Genomic DNA, 24,486 nt, shown 5'->3' on the forward strand with positions numbered 1-24,486 from the left:
GGTCCTCGACGCGATCTTCGGGTACGACCCGTTCAAGGAGGCGCAGAAGTCCTTCGCCGGCGACTGGAACGCGATGTACGCGGCCGGGTCGGCGTCTCAGAATCTCGGCCAGTACATGACGCTCGTCTGGCCGAGGTCGCCACGGCCCGCGGCGGGAGGACGGTGTCCGCGTGGCACGCCGTGGGCCTGGCCGAGGGTGATGTCCTGACGGTGCCGGAGCCGCCGTCGGGGCTGCGGTCCTACGTCGCGGTGCGCGGGGGACTGGACGGTGCTCGGGTCCTGGGCAGCCGGTCGAGCGACGTGCTCGGTGGGCTCGGCCCGGGTCCCGTGGCCGCGGGCGCGGTCCTGGGGGTGCGCGGGGAGGTGTCCGGCGCCGTCGGAGCTCCCGAGCCGCCCGTCGTCCCCGAGGCGGGCGCGGTGCGCGTGCGCGCCGTCCCGGGCCCGGACGTCCCGCGTCCGGGGCGGGACGGGGCGACGGGACCCGCGCTGTGGCACGTGCCGTGGACCGTCGCGACGGCGTCGAACCGGATCGGGCTGCGCCTCGAGGGTCGCGCGCTGCCGCCGGCCGACGCGGGGGAGCGCCCGAGCCAGGGCGTCCTGGCGGGCGGGGTGCAGCTGCCCCCGTCGGGTCTGCCCGTCGTCTTCCTGGTCGACCACCCGGTCACGGGCGGCTACCCGGTGGTCGCCACGGTGGTCGACGCCGACCTGGACCGGCTCGCGCAGCTGCGGCCCGGCCAGACCCTGGTGCTGGTCCCGGAGGACCGATGACGACACGCCTGCTGCTGCTCGCCGACACCCACGTGCCCGCCCGCTCCCGCGGGCTGCCGCGGGCGGTGTGGGACCTCGTCGAGCAGGCCGACCTGGTGGTGCACGCGGGCGACTGGGTGGACGTCGCCCTGCTCGACGAGCTCGCGGCGCGGTCCCGCGACCTCCTCGCCTGCTGGGGCAACAACGACGGGCCGGCGCTGCGGACCCGCCTGCCCGAGGTCGCCCGGCGCACCGTCGAGGGGGTGCGGTTCGCCGTGGTCCACGAGACGGGGGCCGCGGCCGGCAGGGAGCGCCGCGCCGACGCCGCCTACCCGGACGCGGACGTCCTCGTGTTCGGGCACAGCCACATCCCGTGGGACACGACGACGCCGTCCGGCCTGCGGCTGCTCAACCCCGGCTCGCCGACCGACCGACGCCGCCAGCCGGTGTGCACCGTCATGACGGCCGTCGTGCCGTCGCGGGGCGGCGACGCGTCGCGGGGCGAGCGCGCCGCGAGCGTCGAGGTGCGCCTGCTGCCCGTCGACCGGAGCGTGTGACCGGTCGACGGGGCGACGCCTCTCCTCAGAAGGTGTCCCGCGGCGGGGCGTCGGCCGGCGTGCTGGTCAGCGGGTGGGCGCGGTGCTCGGCGTGCGCCCGGGCGATCAGCTCGCGCAGCTCGTCCTGGCCCTTGGTCACCGACGAGTGGTCGGCGGCCATGCGCTTGAGCTCCGCCTCCTCCTCGAGGAGCTCGGCGTAGATCCGCTCGCGCTCGGCCGGGTCCGCCGTGTACTCGAGGTCGAGGTACTCGGTCGCGTGGCGTTGGGCGCTGTTGAGCGCGTTCTGGGCTCGACCACGAGGGCTGGCGAGCGACGCCAGGACCGTGACGATCAGGACGCCGACGATGACACCCAGGGACAGCGGGGTGCTCACCTCGACCACGTCGATCGGCTCGCCGTCGTTGACCCAGGGGATGTTGTTCTTGTGCATCGCGTGCAGGATCAGCTTGACGCCGATGAAGCCGAGGATCACCGCGAGCCCGTACGACAGGTAGATGAGGCGGTCCAGCAGGCCGTCGATGAGGAAGTACAGCTGGCGCAGCCCGAGCAGCGAGAACGCCGTCGCGGTGAAGACGATGTACACGTCCTGGGTCAGGCCGAAGATCGCGGGGATCGAGTCGAGCGCGAACAGGATGTCCGTGCCGCCGATGGCGACCATCACCAGGAGCATCGGCGTCAGGGCCCGGCGGCCGTCGACCCGCGTGAACATCTTGTCGCCGTCGTAGTGCTCGGTGGTGTGGAACACCCGGCGCGCCAGCCGGATGACGAAGTTGTCCGCCGTGTGGGAGTCCGAGGACTCGGGCTTGAGCAGGTTGCCCGCCGTGATGAGCAGGATGAGCCCGAACGCGTAGAAGACCCACGCGAACGAGTTGATCAGCGCGGCACCGAGCAGGATGAAGGCGGTCCGGGCGATGAGCGAGAAGGTGATGCCGAAGAGCAGCACCTTCTGCTGGTCCTCGCGCGGCACGCGGAAGCTGCTCATGATGATGAGGAAGACGAAGAGGTTGTCGACGGACAGCGCCTTCTCCGTGATGTAGCCGGCGAAGTACTCCGAGCCGGCGTCGCCGCCCCCGAGCACGAGCACGCCCACGCCGAAGAGCAGGGCGATGCCGACGTACAGCGCCGACCAGATGCTGGCCTCGCGCAGGGTGGGGGTGTGGGCCTTGCGGACGTGGAAGACGTAGTCGAACGCCAGGAGACCGACGATCGCCGCGATCGTCAGGATCCAGACCAGGGGTGAGACAACCATCGGGCGCGAGTCCTCCAGAGCTTCATGCGGGTACCGACGCCCGCGGTTCGCGCGCGCCCTGCGGGAGCAACGTCGGCCGCCCCGTCGAGGTTCCGACACGCGGGGTCCGGCCTCGTCGTCCTGCCCGCAAGCGTAACGGCGGCACCCGGGCGACGCCTGCAAGGATGGCGGTGTGACGCCCGATGCCGCCGCCCGCGTCACCGCTGTGCGTGACGGTGCCCTCGCCCGCCTCCGCGGGCTCGGTGCGGCCTTCGACGAGGTCGTCGAGGCGTCCGCCTGGTCCAACGCCGACGACGAGCACGACCCCGAGGGCGCCACCGTCGCCTTCGAGCGCGCACAGCTCGCGGCGCTGGTGCGCCAGGCCCGCGCGGACCTCGCCGACGCGGACGCCGCCCTCGACCGCCTGGAGGCGGGCACCTACGGCACCTGCGAGCGGTGCGGCGGGCCGGTGGGCGACGACCGGCTCGCTGTGCGGCCGACGGCGCGGCGCTGCGTCGGGTGCGCCGCGTCGCAGGCACGCGAGCGGGGCTGAAGGTCCTACGTCCGACGGCTCGCGGTCGCCGATGGTGGAGGTGCTGGACATCCCCCACCGATCCGAGAGGTCAGCTGTGAACGAGCACACCGCGCCCGCCGCCATCGACGAGGACGACCTGCCCCCGTTCTGGGACTGACGCGCCTGCGGCACCGACGGGAGCACCCATCGGTGCCACTCAGGGCTCCTGAGCCCCCGCATCACCGGGACGGCCGGCGGTCCCGACGCCGTTGACGCCCGCAAGCCCGACCGCACCGCGACCGGTCAGCCGCCCTGCACGCGGTTCGAGAAGCGGGTCGGCTGACGGGCCGGTCGCGGTGCGGCCGAGCCCTGCAGACGCACCGCGACCAGGGCGACGTCGTCGTCGGCGTGGACGGGGAGCATGCGCGCGAGCACCTGGTCGCAGATGGTCTCGGGGTCGGCGGGCGCGAGCTCGCCGAGGGTCCGGCGCAGGAGTGCGATCCCCTCCCGCAGGCCGCGGTCCCGGCGCTCGACCAGGCCGTCCGTGTACAGCAGCAGCGTCGCTCCACGCTCGAGGGTGGCGACGGTCTCCCTGCGCTCGGTGTCCGGGCGCACCCCGAGCAGGATGTCGGGTCGCCCCGCGGTGAGGGCCGCGACGCTCCCGTCGGGGTGGAGGACGAGCGGGGTGGGGTGCCCCGCGTTCGAGAGGCGCACCCGCGTCAGCCCGCGCCCGCGGTCGTCGTCCGTCTGCTCGATCGTGGCCACGACCGCCGTCGCGAGCGCGTCGAGCCGCAGCGACCGCAGCGCGCGGTCGACCCGTTCGAGCACCGCCGCGGGTGTCGCGCCGCAGGTCACAGCCACGCCACGCAGGATCGAGCGGACCTGGCTCATGGTCGCGGCGGCGGCGCCGTCGTGGCCGACGACGTCACCGATCACGATCACCGTCGCGCCGTCCGGCTCCACGAACGCGTCGTACCAGTCGCCGCCCACCTTGGCGGCCTCGGCGGCAGGCACGTAGCGCACGGCGACCTGCAGGTGGTCCGCCTGGGGCGGCTCCGTGAGCAACGAGCGCTGGAACGCCTCCGCCAGCTGGCGCTGCTGGCGGTAGAGGCGGGCGTTGTCCAGCGCCAGGCCGGCGCGTCCGGCGACCTCGCGGGCGGCGGCGAGGTCCGCCGCGGACATCGGCGCGCGCTCGGGGCCACGGAAGAGGCTGATCGCGCCCACCGTGCGTCCTCGCGCCCTCATCGGCAGGGCGGCCGCCGACTCGGGTGCGAGCAGCCGCAGGGCCTCGAGCGCCTCCCCGGGCCGCAGCATCGCCGCGATGCGCTCCGTCGCCTCCGCGGGCACGGCCACCGGCTCTCTGCGGTCCAGCGCGCGCCCCGGGAACGACTCGTCCGCGAGCGCCGCGAGCCGGGTCGTCGCGTACCGGGCGACCAGCGGGCGCGCGACCTCGTCCGCGTGCCACGTCGCGATGTCCCGGAGCCGGCGGCGCGGGGCCCGTCCGTCGCTCGGGAACTCGGCCAGGGTGACCACGCACCAGTCGGCGAGCTCCGGCACCACGAGCTGCACGAGGCGGCCCATGGCCGTCTCGGCGTCCATGGTCTCGGCGAGCTCGTGCGTGACCCGCGCCGTCAGCCGTGCGCGGCGCGCCGCGTCCTCGGCGACGGCCTGCGCGGTGTGCCTGGCGGTGACGTCGAGGAACGACACGCCGAGGCCGTCCGCGTGCGGCCACGCCCGCACCTCGTACCACCGGTCGGACGGCGGCGGCAGGTGGGCCTCGAGCAGCCCCGTCGTGCCGGTGCGCACCGCCTCGTCGCAGGCTGCCTGGAGGGCGGCCGCGACGGGGTCCGGGAACGCCCGCCACAGCGCCGTGCCGGCGAGCTCGTGGCGGCTCCGGCCCAGCATCCGCTCGGCCTCGGCGTTGACGTACGTCACCCGTGCCGCGAGGTCCAGCCCGACGAATGCCGTCGGGATCGACTCGAGCACGCGTGCCACGCGCGCCTCGGTGTCCCGCCGCGCCGTGCTGTCGTACCCGACGCCCAGGACCCGCGCGGGCGTCCCGTCCGAGCCGCTCAGGACGTGGCCGCGCACGGTCAACCACCGCATCGCCCGCCCGGGCACGACCACCCGGCAGTCGAGCTCGACCTCGCCGCGCGCGTCGACGGCCCGCTGGACCGTGCGCCCGACGACGGGCCGGTCGTCCGGGTGCAGGCGTGCCTTGAACTGGGCGACGCTGCCCCGGAACTCCTGGCGCGTGTAGCCGAAGAGGCGCAGCATCCGGTCGTCCCAGTGCAGCTGCCCGGTGGCCAGGTCCCACTCGAAGGTCCCGACGTCGGCCGCCGCGAGCGCCAGCTCGGCGATGACCTCGGAGGGGTCCACCACCGGGCGGCGGGGGCCACGGGGCCGGCCCGCGCCGGACGTCGGACGGTCCCGCCGGGAGCCTCGTACGCGTCGCTCGTCGGCCACCGCAAACCCCCGCACTCACCTCGGTCGTCGCCCATCATCGACCAGGGCGGGTCCGCGGCGCCAGGCTGGGCGCGCGTTCGGGCGACCACGCCGCGGCGCCGGGCTGCCCGTGCGCCGGTGCGACGGGCGGGTGATCCTGGACGAGGGCCGCCGCGTGTCGGCCGGGTGTGCCCGCGCTGCGACGCCGGTACCGGGCACCGTCGTGACGAGCGCCCGTGGCGGCGTGTCGACCCACGCCCCTGAGGCGTCCGTCCGGGCGCGCCCCTGCGGGCTCAGCTCAGGGGTGACTCGCCGTCGGTCCGCACCGCGAACCAGACGGTCTTGCCGCCATCGCGGTGCGGCTCGACGCCCCAGGCCTCCGCCAGGCGCTCGACCAGCCGCAGCCCGTGCCCGCCGGGCACCTCGGGCCCGGTGGAGCGCACGACCGGCAGGTCGTCGCCCGCGTCGACGACGTGCACGAGGAACCGGTCGCCCGCCAGCCCGGCCCGCACCCGGACGGGCTCGGTGGGGCCGTGTGCCAGCGCGTTGGCGGCGAGCTCGCTGGTCAGGAGCTCGATCACGCGGACCATGCCCGGTGCGACCTCGCAGTCCCGGGCGTGCTTGACGGCCCACTGCCGCGCGGCCCGGATGGAGGAGGGTCGCGCCTCGAGGAAGAGCTCGGCGACGGCCATCGGGTCAGCATGGGTCATCATGCGTCCGCTCGCCTGCCGAACCGGCTCCGCGGTGCCCACGTCAGCTTCCCAGCCTGGTTCGGAGCACCTCGGCGATCTCCTGGATGTACTCGTCCATGGCGAGCAGCGGCTCCTGGCCCCACGGATCGGTCAGGTCCGAGTACAGGTTGATCGCGACAGTGGTGTGGTCGTCGACGACGGCGGGCAGCGCGGCGGCCGACCGGAAACCCGCGTCGAGCGCCGCCTGTCGCCAGACCGGCCAGCGGGCCTCGGGCTGGAGGTCGGGGACCAGGACGCCGTGCAGCTGCTCCATGGCCTCGACGCACGGGCCCTCGCCGACGTGCACCTCGACCTCGTCGCAGCGCCGGGCACGGTCGTTGCTGCTCGCGACGTAGGCGAGGGTGCCGCGGCTGCGCAGCGTGATGCTGCAGTGCGTGTCATCGCCGAGCCGGCCGGCCGCCGCGCGTGCGTAGTCGTCGAGGCTCGAGCTCAGGGCGGGCATGGTGACCTCGGTGGTCAGAGGGCGGGCGCCGGGTGGCGCCACGATCGTAGCGGCGACGGAGCGGCCGGCGTGCGCGGCGTTCGGGTGTCGCGTGTCCCGGCGACGGCACGTCGCGCCGCCACACGCCTCCTGACCTGCCACAATCGCGGCCGACGACGGCAGTCGGCGCACCGCGCGGGCCCGTCACCACGTGACCCTGCGCCCCGGTGAGGAGACCGATGTCCAGCACCGGCCGGGTCGGCGCGACCCTCGTCCCCGTGCCGGTCTTCGGGCCGCTCGACGCGCTCACCGACGTCGCCCACGAGCAGTACGCGACGGGGTTCTCGGAGCACGCCGTGCGGCTCGCGCGGACCGGTCGGGCGTTCGCCGCGGCGGCGGACGACGTCGTCTCCGTCAGGTACTTCCGCTACATCGAGGCCATCGCCCTGCAGGAGCTCGGCAGGCACACCGACGCGGTGGTCGCCGCCGAGGCGATCCTGCGCGAGCTGGGCGACGAGGTGCACCCGGCGTGGCGCGCGAAGGCGCTCTCCGTGCTCGTGGAGTCGCGGACCCGGCTGGGTCGGCACTCCGCGGCGATCGCCGCCGCGGCGGAGGCGCACTTCCTGCTGCGCGCCGTGCCCGTGCAGACCTACGACCACCTGTCGGCGAGCGTCGCCGTCGGCCTCGCGCTGCGCTCCATCAACCTCCTCGAGGAGGCCGACGTCGTCCTGGCGACGATCCGGTACGGGGGACGCCCGGAGGTCGACGCCCTCGTGGCGGGCGAGGTCGCGCTGCTGAGCGCGTTCTGGGCGGCGAGCCTGCTGCTCATCGGACGCACCGCCGACGCGCGGGAGCGTCTCGTCCAGTGCGCGTCGCGGGCCCGCCGCATGGTCGCCGCGGCGCGCACGGACGGCAACGACGCCCTCGTCGCCCGCGGCGAGGTGGTCGAGGCGTACGCGATGCTCCACCTGGGGGAGCGAGGGCTCGCGGCCGCGCGGGCAGCGGCCGCCGCCACCCGCTTCGCGCCGCGGTCCGAGCTCGTCGAGACCCACCTGCTCCAGCTCGTGCTGGCCCAGTCCGCCGCCGACGACGGTCGCCTCGACGAGGCGGTCCGGCTGCTGACGACCCTGGTCGGCGACGCGGACGCGGCGGGCCGGGACGTGTGGGCCGCGACGGCGCGTTCGGACCTCGCCGACGTGCACGAGGCGATCACCGGGCCCCACCCCGCGCTGGCTCTCGTGCGGCGGGTGGCGCGGGACGCGCTGGCACGGCTGTGGTCGGAGCAGGAGGGCCGCTTCGCCGCCCTCAACGACCGCCACCAGCTGCGCGAGCTCACGGCGGAGACCACCCGCATCGGTGAGGTGCTCATGCAGGACCCGCTGACGCGCCTGGGCAACCGGCGCCTCATCGACGCGGCCGCGGAGCAGCACGTCGTCGACCGCTGGGCGGTGTTCGTCGACGTCGACGACTTCAAGGCGATCAACGACGGTCACTCGCACGCGACGGGCGACCGGGTGCTGCGCCGGGTGGCGGGCATCCTGCGGTCGCAGGCCCGCGAGTCCGACGTGGTCGCGCGCTTCGGCGGTGACGAGTTCCTGGTCCTGCTCACCGGCGGGAGCGACGCGGCCGTGGCGCTGGCCGAGCGGGTCCACGCGACGGTGCGGCAGCACCCGTGGGAGGAGCTCGCCCCCGGGCTCCGGGTCACCGTGTCGGTCGGTGCCGGCCCCACGACGGACACCCCGGGGGACCGCTGGGCGGAGGCCGACGCCGCCCTGCTCGCGGCCAAGCGGGCGGGACGTGACCGGGTGGTCGTCGCCTCCTAAGGCTCAGGCCGCGGTGAGCCGCCCGCCGCCGGACCGCGCGGCGTCGGCCGGCACGCTCGCGGCGGGCACGTCGTCCGGGGTCTCGGCGCCGCGGGCGCGGGCGGCCTCGAGCACGTCCGTGATCTGGTCGTCGACGAGCTCGTGCCGTTCCAGCAGCGCGTCGCGCAGGGCCTCGACCAGGTGCCGGTTCTCGCTCAGCAGCCACAGCACCCGGTGCCGGGCGTCCTCCAGGACGCTCTCGAGCTGCGCCCGCGCGGTGCGGTCGCCCAGGACGCCCTCGACGACGTCGTGCCCGGTCGCGAGGAACGACACCAGCGAGCCCGTCATCCCGGCGGCCCCGACCATCTGCGCGGCGGTGCGGGTGGCCGCGGCCAGGTCGCTCGCGGGCCCGGTCGTCGTCTGGCCGAAGAAGAGCTCCTCCGCGACCAGGCCGCCCATCGCGATCTCGACGAGGCCGCGGAGGTCCGACGCGGAGTGGGTGTAGACCTCCTCGGCGTCGCCGTGCGCCAGCAGGCCCAGCGCGTCGCCCCGCTTGACGATCGTGAGGACCTCGAGCTGCCGCTGCGGGGCCACGAGCCACGCGACGACCGCGTGCCCCGCCTCGTGGGTGGCGATGAGACGCTGCTCGGCGGGCGTGTAGGCGACGGGCTGCCCGATGCCCACCATCTCGGTCAGGCGGGCGGTCTCGACGTCGGCGTAGCACATCGCCTCCGAGCCGCGGCGCAGCGCGTTGACGAGCGCCTCGTCGAGCACGTGCTCGATCATCACGGGGGTCCAGCCGTTGGTCGCCGCGGCGAGCCGGTCACGCAGGCGCGGGTCGTCGAGGTCGGCCTCGTGCGCCCGGCGGGCCAGGAAGTGGTCCACCAGGGCCCGCCGGCCGTGGACGTCGGGGGCGGCGAAGGTCAGCCGGCGGTCGAACCGCCCGGGGCGCAGCAGCGCGGGGTCCAGCGAGTCGGCGCGGTTCGTCGCGGCGATGAGCAGGATCGGGACGCGCTGCGGCCGGATCTGGGGGATCTGACGGTCCGCGGGGAGCAGCAGGTTGACCGCCGCCACGAGCCGGTTGACGAGGCGCTCGGTCCCCGTCGGCTCGTCGAAGGACTGCATCTGCACGAGGAGCTCGTTGACGACGCCGCCGGTGCCCTCGCTCGTGATCCGGTCGTGGACCAGGCCCGGGCGGGGCAGGCCACCCGCATGGGCGCGACCGCTCGGGTCCGCCGCGAGCATGCCGCCGCGCCGCAGGGCGATGGCGTCGATCTCCTCGATGAAGCCGATCGCGCCGCCCTCCCGGCGAGCGGCCTTGCGGAGCGCGCCGAAGTACCGGCGGATCTTGCGCGCGGTCGCTCCGTAGTACATCGATTGGAAGGACGTCGCGGACACGAAGAGGAACGGGACCCCGGCCTCGGCCGCCATGGCCTTGGCCGTCATCGTCTTGCCGGTGCCGGGCAGGCCCTCGAAGAGCAGGCCCCGCCGGGCGGCGCCGCCCATGCGGTCCGCGAAGCGCCGGTGCATCTGGAACAGGTCGATGGAGCGCCGGACGTCCTCCTTCACCGGGTCGATCCCGATGACGTCGTCGAGGGTCACGTCCACCTGCTCCGGCCGGTACGTCAGGTGCGGCGACCGGCTGCTGACGACCTGCGTCCCGACGACGACCGCGAGCATCGCGGCGAAGAAGACGATGATGGTCACGAGGAACGGGTCGACCGCGGGCAGCGCCGGCAGCGGCGAGCGGCCGGTGAGCGGCACCACGATGAACCACGCCTCCACCAGCAGCACCACGGCGGCGAGCCGGTAGAACCGCCGCCGACGCAGCCGGTCCCGGTCGAGGGCGATGTCGTGCTGCGAGGTGCGGAGCGGGTTCAGGTCGGTCACGAGCGAGTCCTTCGCGCCGGGGCCGTCGCACCAGGAGCGGCGGCCGCAAGGCGCCATCGTCGCGGGAATCGGACAATCCGGGCAACCGGCGCGGCGTCGCTCACCCGTTCGGCCCACGCCTCCGCGCAGCGGCCGGGCCGTTGGGCCCCTGCACCCACGAGTGCTACGTCCACGACCTCGGCAGCTGCCAGGGCGAGCTCGTCGGCCAGGACGTCCACGTGCGGATCGCCACCGACGACGCCTAGCGCCCGGAGCCCGGGCGGGACGTGGGCCGGGCCCGGGCCTTTGGACCCTCGCCATCGACGCCGGACCGCCGGAGGCTGGTGACGCCCGGGACCGTCGGACCCGGCGCGACGCGCGAGGAGGGGCGATGGCAGCCACGGTGGTCGTCGGGGTGGACGGGACGGCGAACGGCGAGGAGGCGCTCGCGTGGGCGGCCGACGCGGCCGCGACGCGGGGCGCGCTCCTCGAGGTGGTGCACGCGGTGGGGCAGCCGGCGTGGGGGTTCGACGTGGACCTCGACCACGCGATCGAGCAGCAGGGCAAGAACCTCGTCGAGGCGTGCGCCGACCGGGCGGAGCAGCTCGTGCCCGGCCTGCGGGTGCGTTCCGTCCTGGTCACCGACCCGCCGCGGCGCGCGCTCCTGGAGCGCTCGCGCGACGCCGCCCTGCTCGTGGTGCCCGCGGGCGAGGGCGCCGGCGCGTGGCTGGCCTACCGCCTCGCCGCGTCCGCGCGGTGCCCCGTCGCACTGGTGCCCGCACGGCGGCCGTCGGGCGTGCGCTCCGTCGTCGTCGGGGTCGACGGCTCGCCGGACGGGCGCGCCGCCCTGGCGTTCGCCCTCGCCGAGGCGGTCCGGTCCGGCTCCCGCCTCGAGGTGCTGCGCGCGTGGGACGCGCCGACGGTGCCGCCGGCCGCGATCCTGCCCACGCACGGGCTGGCGGACGCGCTGCGGGAGTCGGAGGTGGTCGCCCTGCGCGAGATGCTGGCCCCGTTCGAGGGTGCGGGCGTGCCGCTCAGCCGGCGCCTGGTACGCGGCCGGCCCGCTCGCGCGCTGCTCGAGGCGGCGCGCGACGCCCAGCTGCTCGTCGTCGGCGCGCACGGCGACGAGGGTCTCGACGGGGCGGCGCTCGGTTCGGTCAGCCACGAGGTGGTGCTGCACGCGCCGTGCCCGGTGGTCGTCGCGCACGCGGGCGGCCCGGTCTGACGGCGCGGGGGTGCCCCGAGTGGGATTCGAACCCACACTGGATCGGGTTTGAGCCGAACGCCTCTGCCGGTTGGGCTATCGGGGCACTGCCGGCGGCGCCGACTCCACTAGGCTATCGCCGTGACCGAGAAGGACGTGCCGCAGACACCCGACCTCGACCTGCCGATGGGCGGTCCCGGGCCGGCCCCCGACGCGCCGGGGGCGAGGCCCGCGCGACGCGCCGTCGTCGCCGAGGACGAGGCGCTGATCCGCATGGACGTCGTCGAGACCCTGCGCGACGCGGGCTTCGACGTCGTCGGCGAGGCGGGTGACGGCGAGACGGCCGTGAACCTCGCGGTCGAGCTCCGGCCCGACGTCGTCGTCATGGACGTGAAGATGCCCGTCATGGACGGCATCACGGCCGCCGAGCGGATCGGCAAGGAGCACGCCGCGCCGGTGGTGCTCCTGACCGCCTTCTCGCAGAAGGAGCTCGTCGAGCGCGCGCGCGACGCCGGCGCGATGGCGTACGTCATCAAGCCGTTCACGCCCGCCGACCTCCTGCCCGCCGTCGAGATCGCGATCTCGCGGTACAGCCAGATCAGCGCGCTCGAGGCCGAGGTCGCCGACCTCGCGGACCGGTTCGAGACGCGCAAGCGGGTCGACCGCGCCAAGGGCCTGCTCATGACGAAGATGGGCCTGACGGAGCCCGAGTCGTTCCGCTGGATCCAGAAGACGTCGATGGACCGCCGTCTGACGATGCGCGAGGTGGCAGACGCCGTCATCGAGCAGGTCGGTGGCGCGTCCTCCTGACACCTGCGCGTGACATCGCCGTAGGACGTTGGTCACAACTCGGCAACGACGCCGACTGATACGACGCATGTCACACTTCGGACACACTTCCGGGGTACGTTTCCGAGCACAGTCCGGCGCCGGGGCCTCCAAGCCGGTGCGGGAGAACACAGTGCTCAGAAGAGGGAGCTCCCGTATGAAGCGTTCCACTCACGCGGCTCGTGCCGCTGCTCTGGTAGGTGCCGTCGCTCTCGTGCTCACGGCGTGCGCCGGCGGTGGCGAGGAGGGCGGTGGCGAGGAGACCGGCAGCACCGGGGGCGGCGGCTCGTCGAGCGAGCCGCTGATCATCGGCTCCCTGCTCCCGCAGACCGGGTCGCTCGCCTACCTCGGCCCGCCCGAGATCGCCGGTGTCGACCTCGCGATCAAGGAGATCAACGAGGCCGGCGGCGTGCTCGGCAACGACGTCGAGGTCGTCCACGCGGACTCGTCCGACGCCGACAACGCCGAGGTCGCCACGCAGTCGGTCACCGACCTCCTGAGCCAGGAAGTCCAGGTCATCGTGGGCGCGGCGTCGTCCTCGGTGACGCTCAACGTCGTCGACGACATCACGGGCTCCGACGTCGTGCAGATCTCCCCGGCGAACACGGCGACCAGCCTCAGCGGCTACTCGGACTTCTACTTCCGGACCGCACCGTCGGACCTCATCCAGGGCCGCGCCCTCGCGAACGCGATCATCAACGACGGCCACTCCAACGTCGCCTTCCTCGTCTTCAACGACGACTACGGCGTCACGCTGCGGGACGTCGCGAAGGGTGAGCTCGAGGAGGCCGGCGTCACCGTCACGTACGGCAACCCCGGCGAGGAGTTCGACCCGGCGTCCGACGACGTCATCCCGTCGGCCGTGACCGCGGCCCTGTCGACGTCCCCGGACGCCGTCGTGGTCATCGCCTTCGACCAGACGAAGCTCCTGATCCCGGCCCTGAGCTCGGCCGGCTTCGACACCTCCAAGCTCTACCTGGTCGACGGCAACCTCGCCGACTACTCGGCGGACTTCGAGCCCGGCACGCTCGAGGGCGCGAAGGGGACCCAGCCCGGGGCCAACGCGAGCGAGGAGTTCCGCGAGCGCCTGCTCGAGGTCAACCCCGACCTCAAGGACTACAACTACGCCGGCGAGTCCTACGACGCCGTCGTGCTCGCCGCGCTGGCCGCGGTCAAGGGCGGTGGCACGGACGGCCCGACCATCCAGGCCAACCTGCACGCCGTGTCCGGCGCGGACGGTGGCACCGAGTGCGAGACGTTCGCGGACTGCGTCGAGCTCATCGAGAGCGGCGAGGACATCGACTACGTCGCCGTCTCGGGCGTGGGCGCGTTCAACGAGGACAACGACCCGTCGTCGGCCTGGGTGGGCATCTACCAGTTCGACGCGGAGAACAAGAACGCCTGGATCTCGCAGGAGTTCGGCGAGCTCTGAGCGCTGGTCAGCGCTGAGCAGTAGTCAGCACAGCACGACGAAGCCCCGGCCGGGGAACCGGCCGGGGCTTCGTCGTGCTGGCTGGGACTGCTGTGCCGGCAGGACTGCCGTGCCCGCGGGGACGGTCAGGCGACGGGTGGGGTGCCCGTGGCCGGCCCCGTGTCCTTGACCGCGTCCTGGTCCGCGGCGAGCGTGCCGAGGTAGAGCTCGATGACCTTGGGGTCGTGCATCAGCTCGCGACCCGTCGCGGTGTAGGCGTTGCGGCCCTGGTCGAGCACGTACCCGCGGTCGCAGATCTGCAGGCACCGGCGGGCGTTCTGCTCGACCATGATGATCGAGACGCCGGTCTTGTTGATCTTCCGGGTCCGGATGAACGTCTCGTCCTGGCGTACCGGGGACAGCCCCGCCGACGGCTCGTCGAGCAGCAGCACCGACGGGTTCATCATGAGCGCTCGCGCCATCGCGACCATCTGGCGCTCACCGCCGGACAGCGAGCCGGCGCGCTGCTTGCGCCGGTCGCCTAGCGTCGGGAACAGGTCGACGATCGCGTCGAACCGCTCCCCGAACGTGCGGGGCGCCTGGAAGCTGCCCATCTGCAGGTTCTCCTCGATGGTCAGCGAGGGGAACACGTTGTTGTTCTGGGGGACGAAGCCGACGCCGCGCTTGACGAGCGTGTCGGCGCGCGCGTTCGTGATGTCCTCGCCGTGCAGGGTGACGGACCCGGACCGGACCGTGACCAGGCCGAAGAGGGCCTTGAGCAGGGTCGACTTGCCCGCGCCGTTCGGGCCGATGATGCCGATGAGCTCGCCCGGGCGGACGACCAGGTCGCAGCCGTTGAGGATGTTGACGCCCGGGAGGTAGCCCGCGACCAGGTCGGTGGCCTCCAGGACGGGGTCCTGCGTGGTCCCGCCCGGCGTGGCGGGCGTCGGCGCGGTCGTGGTGCTCATCGTGACTCCTCGTCGTGGGCGCGGGCCTCGGCCTCGGCCTCCGCCTCGAGCTCCTGCGCCACCTCGTCCGACAGCAGCGCGTCGTCGCCCAGGTCCGTGTCGTGGTGCGCGCCCAGGTAGGCGTCGACGACGGCCGGGTTGGCCATGACGGAGCCGGGCGGCCCCTCGGCGACCAGGCGGCCCTCGGCCATCACGGCGACCCAGTCGGAGATGTGGCGCACCATGTGCATGTCGTGCTCGACGAACAGGACGGTCGTGCCGCCGTCACGCAGCGCCTGGATGTGCCCGAGGAGCGACTGCGTCAGCGCCGGGTTCACGCCGGCCATCGGCTCGTCGAGCATGACCATCTCCGGGTCGCTCATGAGCGCGCGGGCCATCTCCAGGAGCTTGCGCTGACCGCCGGACAGGCTGCCCGCGAACTCGTCCTTCTTGTCGAGCAGCCGGAACCGGTCGAGCAGCTCCTCGGCCTTGGCGGTGATCGCCCGCTCCCGCGGCCGCCAGAGCGGGGGCACGAGGGCCCGCGCGAACGTCTCGCCCGGCTGGTCGGCGGCGCCCAGGCGCATGTTCTCCATCACCGTCATCCGGCTCAGCGCCTTGGTGAGCTGGAAGGTGCGGACCATGCCGGCCCGCGCGACCTTCGCCGCCGGGACGCCGGCGAGCGAGCGCCCGCCGAACGACCACCGCCCGGAGTTCGGCTGGTCGAAGCCCGTGAGGAGGTTGAACAACGTCGTCTTGCCGGCGCCGTTCGGGCCGATGAGTGCCGTGATCGCGCCGCGCTGCACCTCCAGGTGCCCGACGTCGACGGCTGTCATGCCCCCGAACCGGCGGACGACGTCGTCGGCCACGAGGATCGGGTCCGGCTTCGGCGCGCCCGGCTCCGCCGGGACGGTGGCGAGGGCCTCGGCTGCGGTCTCAGCGGACATTGATCGCCAGCTCCTTCTTGTCGCCGAGGATGCCCTGCGGCCGGTAGATCACCAGGAGCATGAGCGTCACCCCGACGACGATCCAGCCGAACTGCTCGATCTGCTCGGTCCGCATGACGGTCGACGGGATGAGCTCGCGGCCGACGGTCTTGATGAGCATGAGCGTCGCCCAGAAGAGCATCGAGCCCAGGACCGGCCCGAAGACCGTCGCGGCGCCGCCGAGGAGCAGGATCGTCCACACCCAGAACGTCATCGGGCGACCCATCGAGTCCGGCTGGACGGCGCGGGGGAGCACGTAGATGATCCCGGCGACCGCCCCGATGACGCCGCCGAGGACGAGCGCCTGCATCTTGTACCCGTACACGTTCTTGCCGAGCGAGCGCACCGCGTCCTCGTCCTCGCGGATCCCCTTGAGGACCCGGCCCCACGGGCTGTTCAGCAGGCGCCACACGAGCAGGCACGCGAGCAGCACGACCACCCACGCGACGATCCGGATCCACCAGCTGTTCGACGCGTTGTTGGAGTACGAGAAGGGCCCGACCGCTGTCGTGCCGTCCTCGAACGGCGACAGCTCCTGGAACGTCTCCTTGTAGCTGTTGCCGCGCAGGCCGGACGACGCCCCCGTGAGGGGCGTCAGCGCCGTGGAGCGGCCGATGATGCGCACGATCTCGGCGGCCGCGATCGTGACGATGGCGAGGTAGTCGCCCCGCAGCTTGAGCGTCGGGACGCCGAGGATGAGCGCGAAGACCACGGCGCACGCGATGGCGACGAGCACGGCGAGCCACACCGGGGCCCCGGCGATCGTGGAGATCGCGAAGCCGTAGGCGCCCAGGAGCATGAACCCGGCCTGGCCGAAGTTGAGCAGACCCGTGAGGCCGAAGTGGACGTTGAGGCCGATCGCCGCGAGGGCGTAGGCCGCGGTCGTGGGCGCGAAGAGCTCGCCGACGACGTTCGTGAGGATGCGTTCCCAGTCCATGTCGATCTCCTGTCAGCCGATCCGCTCGGCGCGGCCGAGGATGCCCTGCGGCCGCAGCAGCAGGACGAGGATGAGGATCACCAGGGCACCCGCGTAGCGCATGTCCGACGGGATCACGAGGTTGGAGAGCTCGACGACGAGCCCGATGACGACCGACCCCACCAGCGCACCGAACGCCGTGCCGAGGCCGCCGAGCGTGACGGCGGCGAACATGAGCAGCAGGAGGGTCGAGCCCATGTTCCAGGCCGTCGCGTTGAGGTAGAGGCCCATCGTGACGCCGCCGAGGCCCGCCAGCCCCGCCCCGAGCGTCCACACGAGCCGGATGATCCGGTCCACCGAGATGCCCGACGCGGCGGCGAGCGCCGGGTTGTCGGACACCGCACGGGTGGCCCGGCCGATCCGCGTCCCGACGAGGAAGTAGGAGACGGCGCCGAGGGCGAGGACCGCCAGGCCGACCGAGACCAGCGACTGCTGCGTGATGAACACGGGGCCGAAGGTGACCGTCGCGGGGTTGGACCGCACGATCCGCAGGGAGCTGCCGCCGAGGAAGAACTGGTAGACGTACTGCAGCGTGATCGCGAGGCCGATCGTGACGATGAGCTGCTGCGTCATGCCGACCCGCTTGGTGCGCAGCGGCTTCCAGATCGCCGCGTCCTGCAACCAGCCGGATGCGGCGGCGAGGACCACGGCCAGCGCCCCGGACACGAGGAGCGGGAGCCCGACGAGCTGGGTGAACACGTAGGCGAGGATGCCGCCGAGGGTCACCTGCTCCCCGTGGGCGAAGTTGCTCAGCCCCGTGGTCCCGAAGATCAGGGAGAGGCCGACGGAGGCCAGCGCCAGGAGCAGGCCGAAGACGAGGCCGGCCACGGTCTGCTGCGCGACGCGGTCCCAGTTGACGCCGCCGGAGGTCGAGGTGCCGGGCACGGGCGTGTCCAGGCCGGGCTCGTCGCCCCCGGGTGCCGGCGGCGCGGTCGCGGTCTCGCCGTCGCCGCCCTCGTCGCCGCCGTCCCCGCCGTCGTCCGCGCCGGGGGCCGGGGCGGTCGGCGCGCCGAGCGGGAACAGGGCGCCACGGTTGGCCCCGAGCTCGACCTCGACGGTGCGGGGGTTGCCGGTCGGGTCGCGGAGCGTCTCCCCGGCGGGCAGCGTCGCCTCGTCGAGCGTCACCGTGTAGGCGCCCGCCGCGGTCACCGCGACGGACCACCGGCCCTCGGCGTTCGTCGTCGCCTCGGCCGACGCGCCCTGACCCTCGACCACCAGGGCGACCCCGACCGCGGGCTCGCCCGCGGCGGTCCGGATGGTGCCGCCCACGCACGCGCGGTCGGTGCCCGGCTGGCACGCCTCGCCCGTCGCGGCCGAGGCGGCGGGCGCCAGGAGGAGCGCGACCGACGTCGTCAGGAGGGCCACCAGCAGCACGAGCCAGCGCCTGGCTCCCTGGGCGACACCTGGGGCGGTCGTGCTCGAGGACCGGGCCTGCGATGTCGCAGCTGGTCGCACGTGTGGTCTCCGTCCGTTCACGCGCGGGTGCGCGGTTCGAGCCCGCGCACCGTCGCGCGGGTGAGTCGGGATCAGGCGTCACCCGGCCCTCGTGCGCCGCCCGGGACGCGACGGCGTCGGGCGAGGCGTGGGGGGACGAGGTGACCGGAACGATAGGCAGCGGATGTGTCGGGGGCATTTCGTGACACGCCACACCTTGGCAGCAATCGCTCCGAGGCCCAAGGCCCTCGCCGCTGCGCGAACCGGGACTTTGCTCCGGCCCGCCGGACCGTTATCTTTTCGTCATCTACCGGCCCCGTCCCCCGCGGCGACCGGAGCCCTGCACCGGAGGAGGCCGTCGACGTGCGTCCCGGGATCGAGGTAGGGCCGGCGACACCGGCCGACATGGACGGTCTCGTCGCCCTGTGCCTGGCCGCGAGGGCCGAGTCCTCCGTCGGTTCGCAGGTCTGCACCTCCGACGGGGCCACGCTCGCCCAGCAGCTCGGCGCCCTCACGGCGATCCCCGGGGGGACGGTCCTCGTGGCGCGCACCGAGGGCGCGGTGGTCGGGCTCCTCCTCGGCCGGCTGCTCGGTCCGAACCCCTTCACCGACGACGTCAGCCTCGCGGTCGAGGCGCTGTACGTGGACGCGCGGCACCGACGCCGCGGCGTCGGCCACGCCCTCATGGTGGGAGCAGCGGAGGTCGCCTCGAGCGCCGGTGCGCAGCACGTCTACGCGGCGCCCATCCCCGGGGCCCGCGGCATGCAGCGCTTCTTCGTCCAGCTCGGCTTCGCGGCCGCGGCGGCACACCGCGTCACCAGCACCGTGGCGCTGCAGCGCCGGCTCGCGGTCGACGGGGCGATGGTGCGGCGCGCGGGGTCGCGGGGCCTGGAGGACCTGATCGCGCGGCGGCGTCAGTCCCGCGCGGGCCGGGCGGCCGACAAGGCCGGGGTGGGGGACGTCGTCCGCGTCGGGGACAAGGAGAACGTCCCCTTCGCCGAGGACGCGCCGGCTCAGCCCTCTCGCCTGTCCATCAGCAAGCAGGTCAAGCGGGCGGTGCAGACCCGGCGCGACGCCGAGTCCTCGACGACGACCTCGTAGCTCGCCGTCGTGCGGCCCAGGTGCAGGGCCGTCGCGACGCCGGTGACCAGGCCCTCGCGCGCGGCGCGGTGGTGCGTGGCGCCGACCTCGATCCCGACCGCCTGCCGGTCCGGGCCCGCGTGGAGCATCGCGGCGTAGGAGCCCAGCGTCTCGGCGAGCACCACCGACGCGCCGCCGTGCAGCAGGCCGTAGGGCTGCGTGTTGCCGGCGACCGGCATGGTGGCCACCGCCCGCGCGGGGGAGGCCTCGAGGATCTCGATGCCCATGCGCTCGATGAGGGTGCCGGCCGTCGAGGCCCGCACCGCGGCGAGCACCGCCTCGGCGTCGGCGGGGGCTCGGGTGCTGGCGTCGTCGCGCCGGGCTGTGTCGGACATGGCCGATAGGTTGGCACCCGTGGACGACCTGGCGCGAACCCGACCCCTGCTGCTGCTGATCGACGGTCACTCGATGGCCTACCGCGCGTTCTTCGCGCTCCCGGTGGAGAACTTCTCGACGACGACCGGTCAGCCGACCAACGCCGTCTACGGCTTCACGGCCATGCTCGCGAACCTGCTCCGGGACGAGCAGCCGACCCACGTGGCGGTGGCCTTCGACGCCGGCCGGACGACGTTCCGCACCGAGCAGTACCCGCAGTACAAGGGCACCCGCGACGCCACGCCCTCGGAGTTCAAGGGCCAGGTCCCGCTCATCCAGGAGATCCTCGAGAGCATGCGGGTCGTGACGGTGCAGAAGGACAACTTCGAGGCCGACGACGTCATCGCGACCCTGACGCGCGAGGCCGTCGGCCGCGGCATGGACGTGCTCGTCTGCACCGGGGACCGCGACGCGCTGCAGCTCGTGGGCGACGCCGTGACGGTCCTGTACCCGCGTAAGGGCGTCTCGGACCTGGTCCGCTTCACCCCGGCTGCCGTCGAGGAGAAGTACGGGGTCGCGCCGGAGCGCTACCCCGACCTCGCCGCCCTGGTGGGGGAGACGAGCGACAACCTGCCCGGCGTGCCGGGCGTCGGCCCCAAGACGGCCGCGAAGTGGATCACGGCGTACGGGGGCCTCGACGGCGTCCTGGCCGCGGCCGGGCAGATCACCGGCAAGGCCGGCGAGAGCCTGCGCCTCAACCTCGACCAGGTGCGCATCAACCGCATGCTCAACGCGGCTGTCACGGACGTCGAGCTGCCGATCGGCGTCGACGACGCGGCGCTGCAGCCGTGGGACCGCGAGGCGATGCACCGGGTCTTCGACGCGCTGCAGTTCCGGACCCTGCGCGAGCGGCTCTTCGCGATGGTGCCCGAGGACGCGCCCGAGACCACGGGCTTCGAGCTCGAGGTCACCGTGCCGGAGCCGGGCGCGCTGGCGGCCTGGCTGGAGCCCCGACGCGGGCGCCTGCTCGCGCTGGACGTGTCCGGGCGGGCGACCCCGGCGTCCGGCGACGCGTGGACGCTGGCCATCGCCGACGGTCCGGGCGAGGCGGTCGGGATCGACCTCGCGGCCGTGGCCCCGGCGGACGAGGCCGTGCTCGCGGCGTGGCTCGCCGACCCCGGCGCGCGCAAGACGCTGCACGGCTCCAAGGAGGCGTGGCACGCGCTCGCCGGCCGAGGTCTCGCGCTCGACGGCGTCGCGTTCGACACCCTGCTCGCGTCCTACCTGTGCCACCCCGACCAGCGCTCGTACGAGCTGGGCGACCTCAGCGTCCGGCACCTGCACCGCGAGCTCCGCTCGGAGGCCGGCGCGGCCGACGCCGCGCAGGGGGCGCTCGACCTCGACCTCGAGGACAGCTCGGAGATCCGGCGGACGGGGCTGCGCGCCGCCGCGGTCGCCGAGCTGACCGAGATCCTCGGCCAGGAGCTGGCGGACCGGGAGTCCCAGCGCCTGCTCGAGGACCTCGAGCTGCCCCTCGTGGGGGTCCTCGCACGCATGGAGGCCGCCGGCATCGCGGCCGACGTCGACTACCTCGGCGCGCTCGAGCGCGAGTTCGCGGCGGCGGTGAGCGACGCCGCGGCCGAGGCCTACGCCGTCATCGGCCGCGAGGTGAACCTCGGCTCGCCCAAGCAGCTCCAGGAGGTGCTCTTCGACCAGCTGGGCATGCCCAAGACCAAGAAGATCAAGACCGGCTGGACGACGGACGCCGCGTCGCTCACCGACCTGTTCGAGCGCACGCAGCACCCCTTCCTCGCGCACCTGCTCGCGCACCGGGACGCGTCACGGCTGCGCCAGACGGTCGAGGGCCTGCTGCGGTCGGTCGCCGCGGACGGCCGGATCCACACGACCTTCCAGCAGACCATCGCGGCGACGGGCCGGATCTCCTCGACCGAGCCGAACCTGCAGAACATCCCGATCCGGACCGAGGCCGGGCGCCAGATCCGCCGCGCCTTCGTCGTCGGACCGGGGTACGAGACCCTGCTGACCGCCGACTACAGCCAGATCGAGATGCGGATCATGGCGCACCTCTCGGGGGACGCGGGCCTCATCGCCGCGTTCCGGTCGGGGGAGGACCTGCACAGCTTCGTCGGGTCGCGCGTGTTCGGAGTGCCGACCGACGAGGTGACCCCCGCGATGCGGTCCAAGATCAAGGCGATGTCGTACGGCCTCGCCTACGGGCTCTCGGCGTTCGGGCTCTCCAAGCAGCTCGCGATCCCGGTGAGCGAGGCCGCGACCCTCATGGAGGACTACTTCGCGCGGTTCGGCGGCGTCCGGGACTACCTCGCCGGGGTCGTCGACGAGGCGCGGCGGACGGGCTACACGGCGACCATCCTCGGGCGCCGGCGCTACCTGCCGGACCTGACGAGCGACAACCGGCAGCGCCGGGAGATGGCCGAGCGGATGGCCCTCAACGCACCGATCCAGGGCAGCGCGGCAGACCTGATCAAGGTCGCCATGCTCGGCGTCGAGCGACGCCTGCGCGAAGAGGGCCTGCGGTCGCGGATGCTCCTGCAGGTCCACGACGAGCTGGTGCTCGAGGTGGCACCGGGGGAGCGGGAGGTCGCCGAGGCGATCGTGCGCCACGAGATGGGCTCGGCGGCGGAGCTGTCCGTGCCGCTGGACGTGTCCGTCGGCACCGGCACCAGCTGGCACGAGGCGGGCCACTGACGGCGGTCCGCCCCGTGGTCCGCCGGCCGAGCAATATCGGCGTGGGGGGTCGCCTCCGAAGGTGACCTAGGACACACTTTGTCGCGCGGTGGCAGTGTCGCCACCGCCCGACACGACGGAGGCGCCATGTCCGAGGTCATCGACCCGGCAGAGACCGACTACCAACGGGTGCAGAGGTCGCAGGAGTTCCAGGACCTGAGGCGACGGTTCCGGAACTTCGTCTTCCCCATGACCGCGTTCTTTCTCGTCTGGTACTTCCTCTACGTCCTGCTCGCCGCGTACGCCCACGACTTCATGAGCATCCGCGTCGCGGGGACGATCACGGTGGGGCTCCTCATGGGCCTGGGCCAGTTCGTGACCACGTTCGCGATCACGATGATCTACGCGAACTGGGCGAACAAGAAGCAGGACGCCGTCGCCGACCGGCTGCGCGAGAGCATCGAGGCGGGTGAGGTCCGATGATCGTGCGCGCCGCAGCCGAGTCCCAGCAGGTGGGTTCCCCCGGCGTCAACATCGCCATCTTCGGGGCCTTCGTGCTCGTCACGCTCGTGATCGTCTTCCGGGCGTCCCGCAACAACAAGACCGCCGCCGACTACTACGCCGCGGGCCGCTCCTTCACCGGCCCCCAGAACGGCACCGCCATCGCGGGCGACTACCTGTCGGCCGCCAGCTTCCTCGGCATCGCCGGCGCGATCGCGGTCAACGGCTACGACGGGTTCCTCTACTCCATCGGCTTCCTCGTCGCCTGGCTCGTCGCGCTGCTGCTGGTCGCGGAGCTCCTGCGCAACACCGGGCGCTTCACGATGGCGGACGTGCTGTCGTTCCGCCTCCGCCAGCGGCCCGTGCGCATGGCGGCGGCGCTGGCGACGCTCATGGTGGTGTTCTTCTACCTGCTCGCGCAGATGGCGGGCGCGGGCGGCCTCGTCGCCCTCCTGCTCGGCATCGAGACGACCAGCGGGCAGGGCGCCGTCATCGCCGTGGTGGGTGCCCTGATGATCCTCTACGTCCTCGTCGGCGGGATGAAGGGCACCACCTGGGTGCAGATCGTCAAGGCCATCCTGCTCATCGCCGGTGCACTGGTCATGAGCGTCTGGGTCATGGCGAAGTTCGGCCTCAACCTCTCGGCGCTGCTGCAGGCCGCGGTCGACGCGGGCGGCGAGGGGGGCGAGGCGCTCATCGAGCCGGGCAAGCAGTACGGCCTCTCGGCGCTGACGCGGCTCGACTTCCTCTCCCTGGCGCTCGCGCTCGTGCTCGGCACCGCCGGTCTGCCGCACGTGCTGATGCGGTTCTACACGGTGCCGTCGGCCAAGGAGGCGCGTCGGTCGGTGGTCTGGGCGATCTGGCTCATCGGCGCGTTCTACCTCTTCACGCTCGTGCTGGGCTACGGCGCCGGCGCGCTCGTCGGCCCGGAGGCCATCACGAGCGCCCCGGGCGGCGTGAACTCGGCGGCGCCGCTGCTCGCGTACGAGCTGGGCGGGGTGCTCCTGCTGGGGTTCATCTCCGCGGTCGCGTTCGCGACCATCCTCGCGGTCGTGGCCGGCCTGACGATCACGGCGGCGGCGTCGTTCGCGCACGACATCTACGCCAACGTCATCAAGCACGGCGAGGTCAACCCGGACGGCGAGGTGAAGGTCGCGCGCATGACGGTGGTCGTCATCGGCCTGCTCGCGATCGTGGGCGGCATCTTCGCCCAGGGGCAGAACATCGCCTTCCTCGTCGCGCTGGCCTTCGCGGTCGCCGCGAGCGCCAACCTGCCGACCATCATCTACTCGCTGTTCTGGCGGCGGTTCAACACCGCCGGAGCCCTGTGGAGCATGTACGGCGGTCTGCTCTCGTGCATCGTCCTCATCGCGCTCTCGCCGGTCGTCTCGGGCAAGGTCGATCCGGTGACCGGCGCGAGCCTCTCGATGATCAAGGACACGTCGGTGGACTTCGCCGTGTTCCCGCTGTCGAACCCCGGCATCGTCTCGATCCCGCTCGCCTTCCTGCTGGGCGTCGTCGGCACCCTCCTCAGCAAGGAGCGGTCGGACGACGCGAAGTTCGCCGAGATGGAGGTGCGGTCCCTCACGGGCGCCGGCGCGGAGAAGGCGACCGTGCACTGACGGACCGTCTGCTGTCCGCCGGCGGGACCCACGGTCCTGCGGCGCCGCGCCCGTCCGGCTCCGGCCGGGCGGGCGCGGTCGTCC

At 73.5% G+C, this 24,486-nt stretch carries 23 protein-coding genes and 1 tRNA gene; 13 read left to right on the top strand and 11 right to left on the bottom strand.

Annotated features, from left to right (window positions below):
• From IDM29_RS16955 to IDM29_RS01960, 3 genes are all read left to right on the top strand, one after another.
• On the top strand, positions 1-208 hold a 208-nt coding region (locus IDM29_RS16955; protein WP_223147857.1), incomplete at its 5' end, for a hypothetical protein.
• Positions 163-768 carry a biotin-dependent carboxyltransferase family protein gene (locus IDM29_RS01955; protein ID WP_188037140.1) on the top strand — a complete coding sequence of 202 codons (606 nt, stop codon included), beginning with the start codon at positions 163-165 and terminating at the stop codon, positions 766-768. The genes IDM29_RS16955 and IDM29_RS01955, both read left to right, overlap by 46 nt.
• Positions 765-1,304 (top strand): metallophosphoesterase, encoded by a 540-nt coding sequence (locus IDM29_RS01960; RefSeq protein ID WP_182113784.1) that lies wholly within the window; start codon positions 765-767, stop codon positions 1,302-1,304. Before IDM29_RS01955 ends, IDM29_RS01960 begins: the two co-directional genes overlap by 4 nt.
• Positions 1,305-1,329: 25 nt before the next feature.
• Here the strand turns inward: IDM29_RS01960 and IDM29_RS01965 are convergent, their stop codons facing one another.
• Positions 1,330-2,553, bottom strand: coding sequence for a TerC family protein (locus tag IDM29_RS01965; RefSeq protein WP_182113785.1), 1,224 nt, complete (start codon positions 2,551-2,553; stop codon positions 1,330-1,332).
• A gap of 172 nt (positions 2,554-2,725) precedes the next feature.
• On the opposite strand from IDM29_RS01965, the gene IDM29_RS01970 reads away from it, so the two are divergent.
• Complete coding sequence (locus tag IDM29_RS01970; protein WP_220458032.1) at positions 2,726-3,085, top strand: TraR/DksA C4-type zinc finger protein; 360 nt, start codon at positions 2,726-2,728, stop codon at positions 3,083-3,085.
• 264 nt (positions 3,086-3,349) lie between these two features.
• Here the strand turns inward: IDM29_RS01970 and IDM29_RS01975 are convergent, their stop codons facing one another.
• The 3 genes from IDM29_RS01975 to IDM29_RS01985 all read right to left on the bottom strand — a co-directional run bounded on the left by IDM29_RS01975 (position 3,350) and on the right by IDM29_RS01985 (position 6,685).
• Positions 3,350-5,425 (bottom strand): SpoIIE family protein phosphatase, encoded by a 2,076-nt coding sequence (locus IDM29_RS01975; RefSeq protein ID WP_182113786.1) that lies wholly within the window; start codon positions 5,423-5,425, stop codon positions 3,350-3,352.
• 359 nt (positions 5,426-5,784) lie between these two features.
• The gene (locus tag IDM29_RS01980) at positions 5,785-6,201 is read right to left on the bottom strand and encodes an ATP-binding protein (RefSeq protein WP_182113787.1); all 417 of its coding nucleotides are present in this window, start codon (positions 6,199-6,201) and stop codon (positions 5,785-5,787) included.
• A 43-nt stretch (positions 6,202-6,244) separates the two neighbouring features.
• Positions 6,245-6,685, bottom strand: coding sequence for a GAF domain-containing protein (locus IDM29_RS01985; protein ID WP_182113788.1), 441 nt, complete (start codon positions 6,683-6,685; stop codon positions 6,245-6,247).
• Positions 6,686-6,903: 218 nt separating this feature from the next.
• On the opposite strand from IDM29_RS01985, the gene IDM29_RS01990 reads away from it, so the two are divergent.
• Complete coding sequence (locus IDM29_RS01990) at positions 6,904-8,487, top strand: diguanylate cyclase (protein WP_182113789.1); 1,584 nt, start codon at positions 6,904-6,906, stop codon at positions 8,485-8,487.
• A gap of 3 nt (positions 8,488-8,490) precedes the next feature.
• Here the strand turns inward: IDM29_RS01990 and IDM29_RS01995 are convergent, their stop codons facing one another.
• Entirely contained in the window at positions 8,491-10,356 is a 1,866-nt protein-coding gene (locus IDM29_RS01995; protein WP_309232663.1) for an AAA family ATPase, read from the bottom strand.
• Between the two features lie 140 nt (positions 10,357-10,496).
• Here IDM29_RS01995 and IDM29_RS17770 point away from each other — a divergent pair, with 140 nt between their 5' ends.
• Both IDM29_RS17770 and IDM29_RS02000 read left to right on the top strand, forming a co-directional pair.
• Complete coding sequence (locus IDM29_RS17770) at positions 10,497-10,601, top strand: hypothetical protein (RefSeq protein ID WP_370525859.1); 105 nt, start codon at positions 10,497-10,499, stop codon at positions 10,599-10,601.
• Between the two features lie 125 nt (positions 10,602-10,726).
• The gene (locus tag IDM29_RS02000) at positions 10,727-11,560 is read left to right on the top strand and encodes a universal stress protein (protein ID WP_188037142.1); all 834 of its coding nucleotides are present in this window, start codon (positions 10,727-10,729) and stop codon (positions 11,558-11,560) included.
• Between the two features lie 11 nt (positions 11,561-11,571).
• On the opposite strand, the gene IDM29_RS02005 is transcribed toward IDM29_RS02000, so the two are convergent.
• Positions 11,572-11,645 (bottom strand) — tRNA-Leu (locus IDM29_RS02005).
• A gap of 80 nt (positions 11,646-11,725) precedes the next feature.
• Between IDM29_RS02005 and IDM29_RS02010 the strand changes: the two genes are divergently transcribed.
• The gene (locus IDM29_RS02010; RefSeq protein ID WP_182114141.1) at positions 11,726-12,349 is read left to right on the top strand and encodes an ANTAR domain-containing response regulator; all 624 of its coding nucleotides are present in this window, start codon (positions 11,726-11,728) and stop codon (positions 12,347-12,349) included.
• A gap of 232 nt (positions 12,350-12,581) precedes the next feature.
• Entirely contained in the window at positions 12,582-13,799 is a 1,218-nt protein-coding gene (locus IDM29_RS02015) for an ABC transporter substrate-binding protein (protein ID WP_309232664.1), read from the top strand.
• Positions 13,800-13,924: 125 nt separating this feature from the next.
• Here IDM29_RS02015 and IDM29_RS02020 read toward each other — a convergent pair whose 3' ends face one another.
• The 4 genes from IDM29_RS02020 to IDM29_RS02035 are packed head-to-tail and all read right to left on the bottom strand — an operon-like array spanning position 13,925 to position 18,058.
• The gene (locus IDM29_RS02020; RefSeq protein WP_188037143.1) at positions 13,925-14,746 is read right to left on the bottom strand and encodes an ABC transporter ATP-binding protein; all 822 of its coding nucleotides are present in this window, start codon (positions 14,744-14,746) and stop codon (positions 13,925-13,927) included.
• Positions 14,743-15,669, bottom strand: coding sequence for an ABC transporter ATP-binding protein (locus IDM29_RS02025; protein ID WP_188037144.1), 927 nt, complete (start codon positions 15,667-15,669; stop codon positions 14,743-14,745). Before IDM29_RS02025 ends, IDM29_RS02020 begins: the two co-directional genes overlap by 4 nt.
• Positions 15,659-16,645: a branched-chain amino acid ABC transporter permease gene (locus IDM29_RS02030; RefSeq protein ID WP_182113794.1), complete on the bottom strand. Its 987-nt coding sequence runs from the start codon at positions 16,643-16,645 to the stop codon at positions 15,659-15,661. The genes IDM29_RS02025 and IDM29_RS02030 overlap by 11 nt, the downstream gene beginning before the upstream one ends.
• 12 nt (positions 16,646-16,657) lie before the next feature.
• Positions 16,658-18,058, bottom strand: coding sequence for a branched-chain amino acid ABC transporter permease (locus IDM29_RS02035; RefSeq protein ID WP_182113795.1), 1,401 nt, complete (start codon positions 18,056-18,058; stop codon positions 16,658-16,660).
• A 465-nt stretch (positions 18,059-18,523) separates the two neighbouring features.
• Between IDM29_RS02035 and IDM29_RS02040 the strand changes: the two genes are divergently transcribed.
• Entirely contained in the window at positions 18,524-19,219 is a 696-nt protein-coding gene (locus tag IDM29_RS02040) for a GNAT family N-acetyltransferase (protein ID WP_188037145.1), read from the top strand.
• Here the strand turns inward: IDM29_RS02040 and IDM29_RS02045 are convergent.
• Positions 19,132-19,593 carry a hotdog fold thioesterase gene (locus tag IDM29_RS02045; RefSeq protein WP_182113797.1) on the bottom strand — a complete coding sequence of 154 codons (462 nt, stop codon included), beginning with the start codon at positions 19,591-19,593 and terminating at the stop codon, positions 19,132-19,134. The two genes, IDM29_RS02040 and IDM29_RS02045, sit on opposite strands and share 88 nt — an antisense overlap.
• On the opposite strand from IDM29_RS02045, the gene polA reads away from it, so the two are divergent.
• The 3 genes from polA to IDM29_RS02060 all read left to right on the top strand — a co-directional run bounded on the left by polA (position 19,592) and on the right by IDM29_RS02060 (position 24,402).
• Positions 19,592-22,300: a DNA polymerase I gene (polA, locus tag IDM29_RS02050; protein WP_188037146.1), complete on the top strand. Its 2,709-nt coding sequence runs from the start codon at positions 19,592-19,594 to the stop codon at positions 22,298-22,300. The two genes, IDM29_RS02045 and polA, sit on opposite strands and share 2 nt — an antisense overlap.
• Before the next feature lie 126 nt (positions 22,301-22,426).
• Positions 22,427-22,762, top strand: a complete 336-nt coding sequence (locus IDM29_RS02055; protein ID WP_182113799.1) for a DUF485 domain-containing protein — start codon at positions 22,427-22,429, stop codon at positions 22,760-22,762.
• On the top strand, positions 22,759-24,402 hold the full coding sequence (locus tag IDM29_RS02060; protein WP_182113800.1) for a cation acetate symporter: 1,644 nt from the start codon (positions 22,759-22,761) through the stop codon (positions 24,400-24,402). Before IDM29_RS02055 ends, IDM29_RS02060 begins: the two co-directional genes overlap by 4 nt.
• The last annotated feature ends 84 nt before the right edge of the window (positions 24,403-24,486 follow it).

The sequence above is a fragment of the Actinotalea sp. JY-7885 genome, from assembly GCF_014525465.1.
Classification (GTDB): domain Bacteria; phylum Actinomycetota; class Actinomycetes; order Actinomycetales; family Cellulomonadaceae; genus Actinotalea.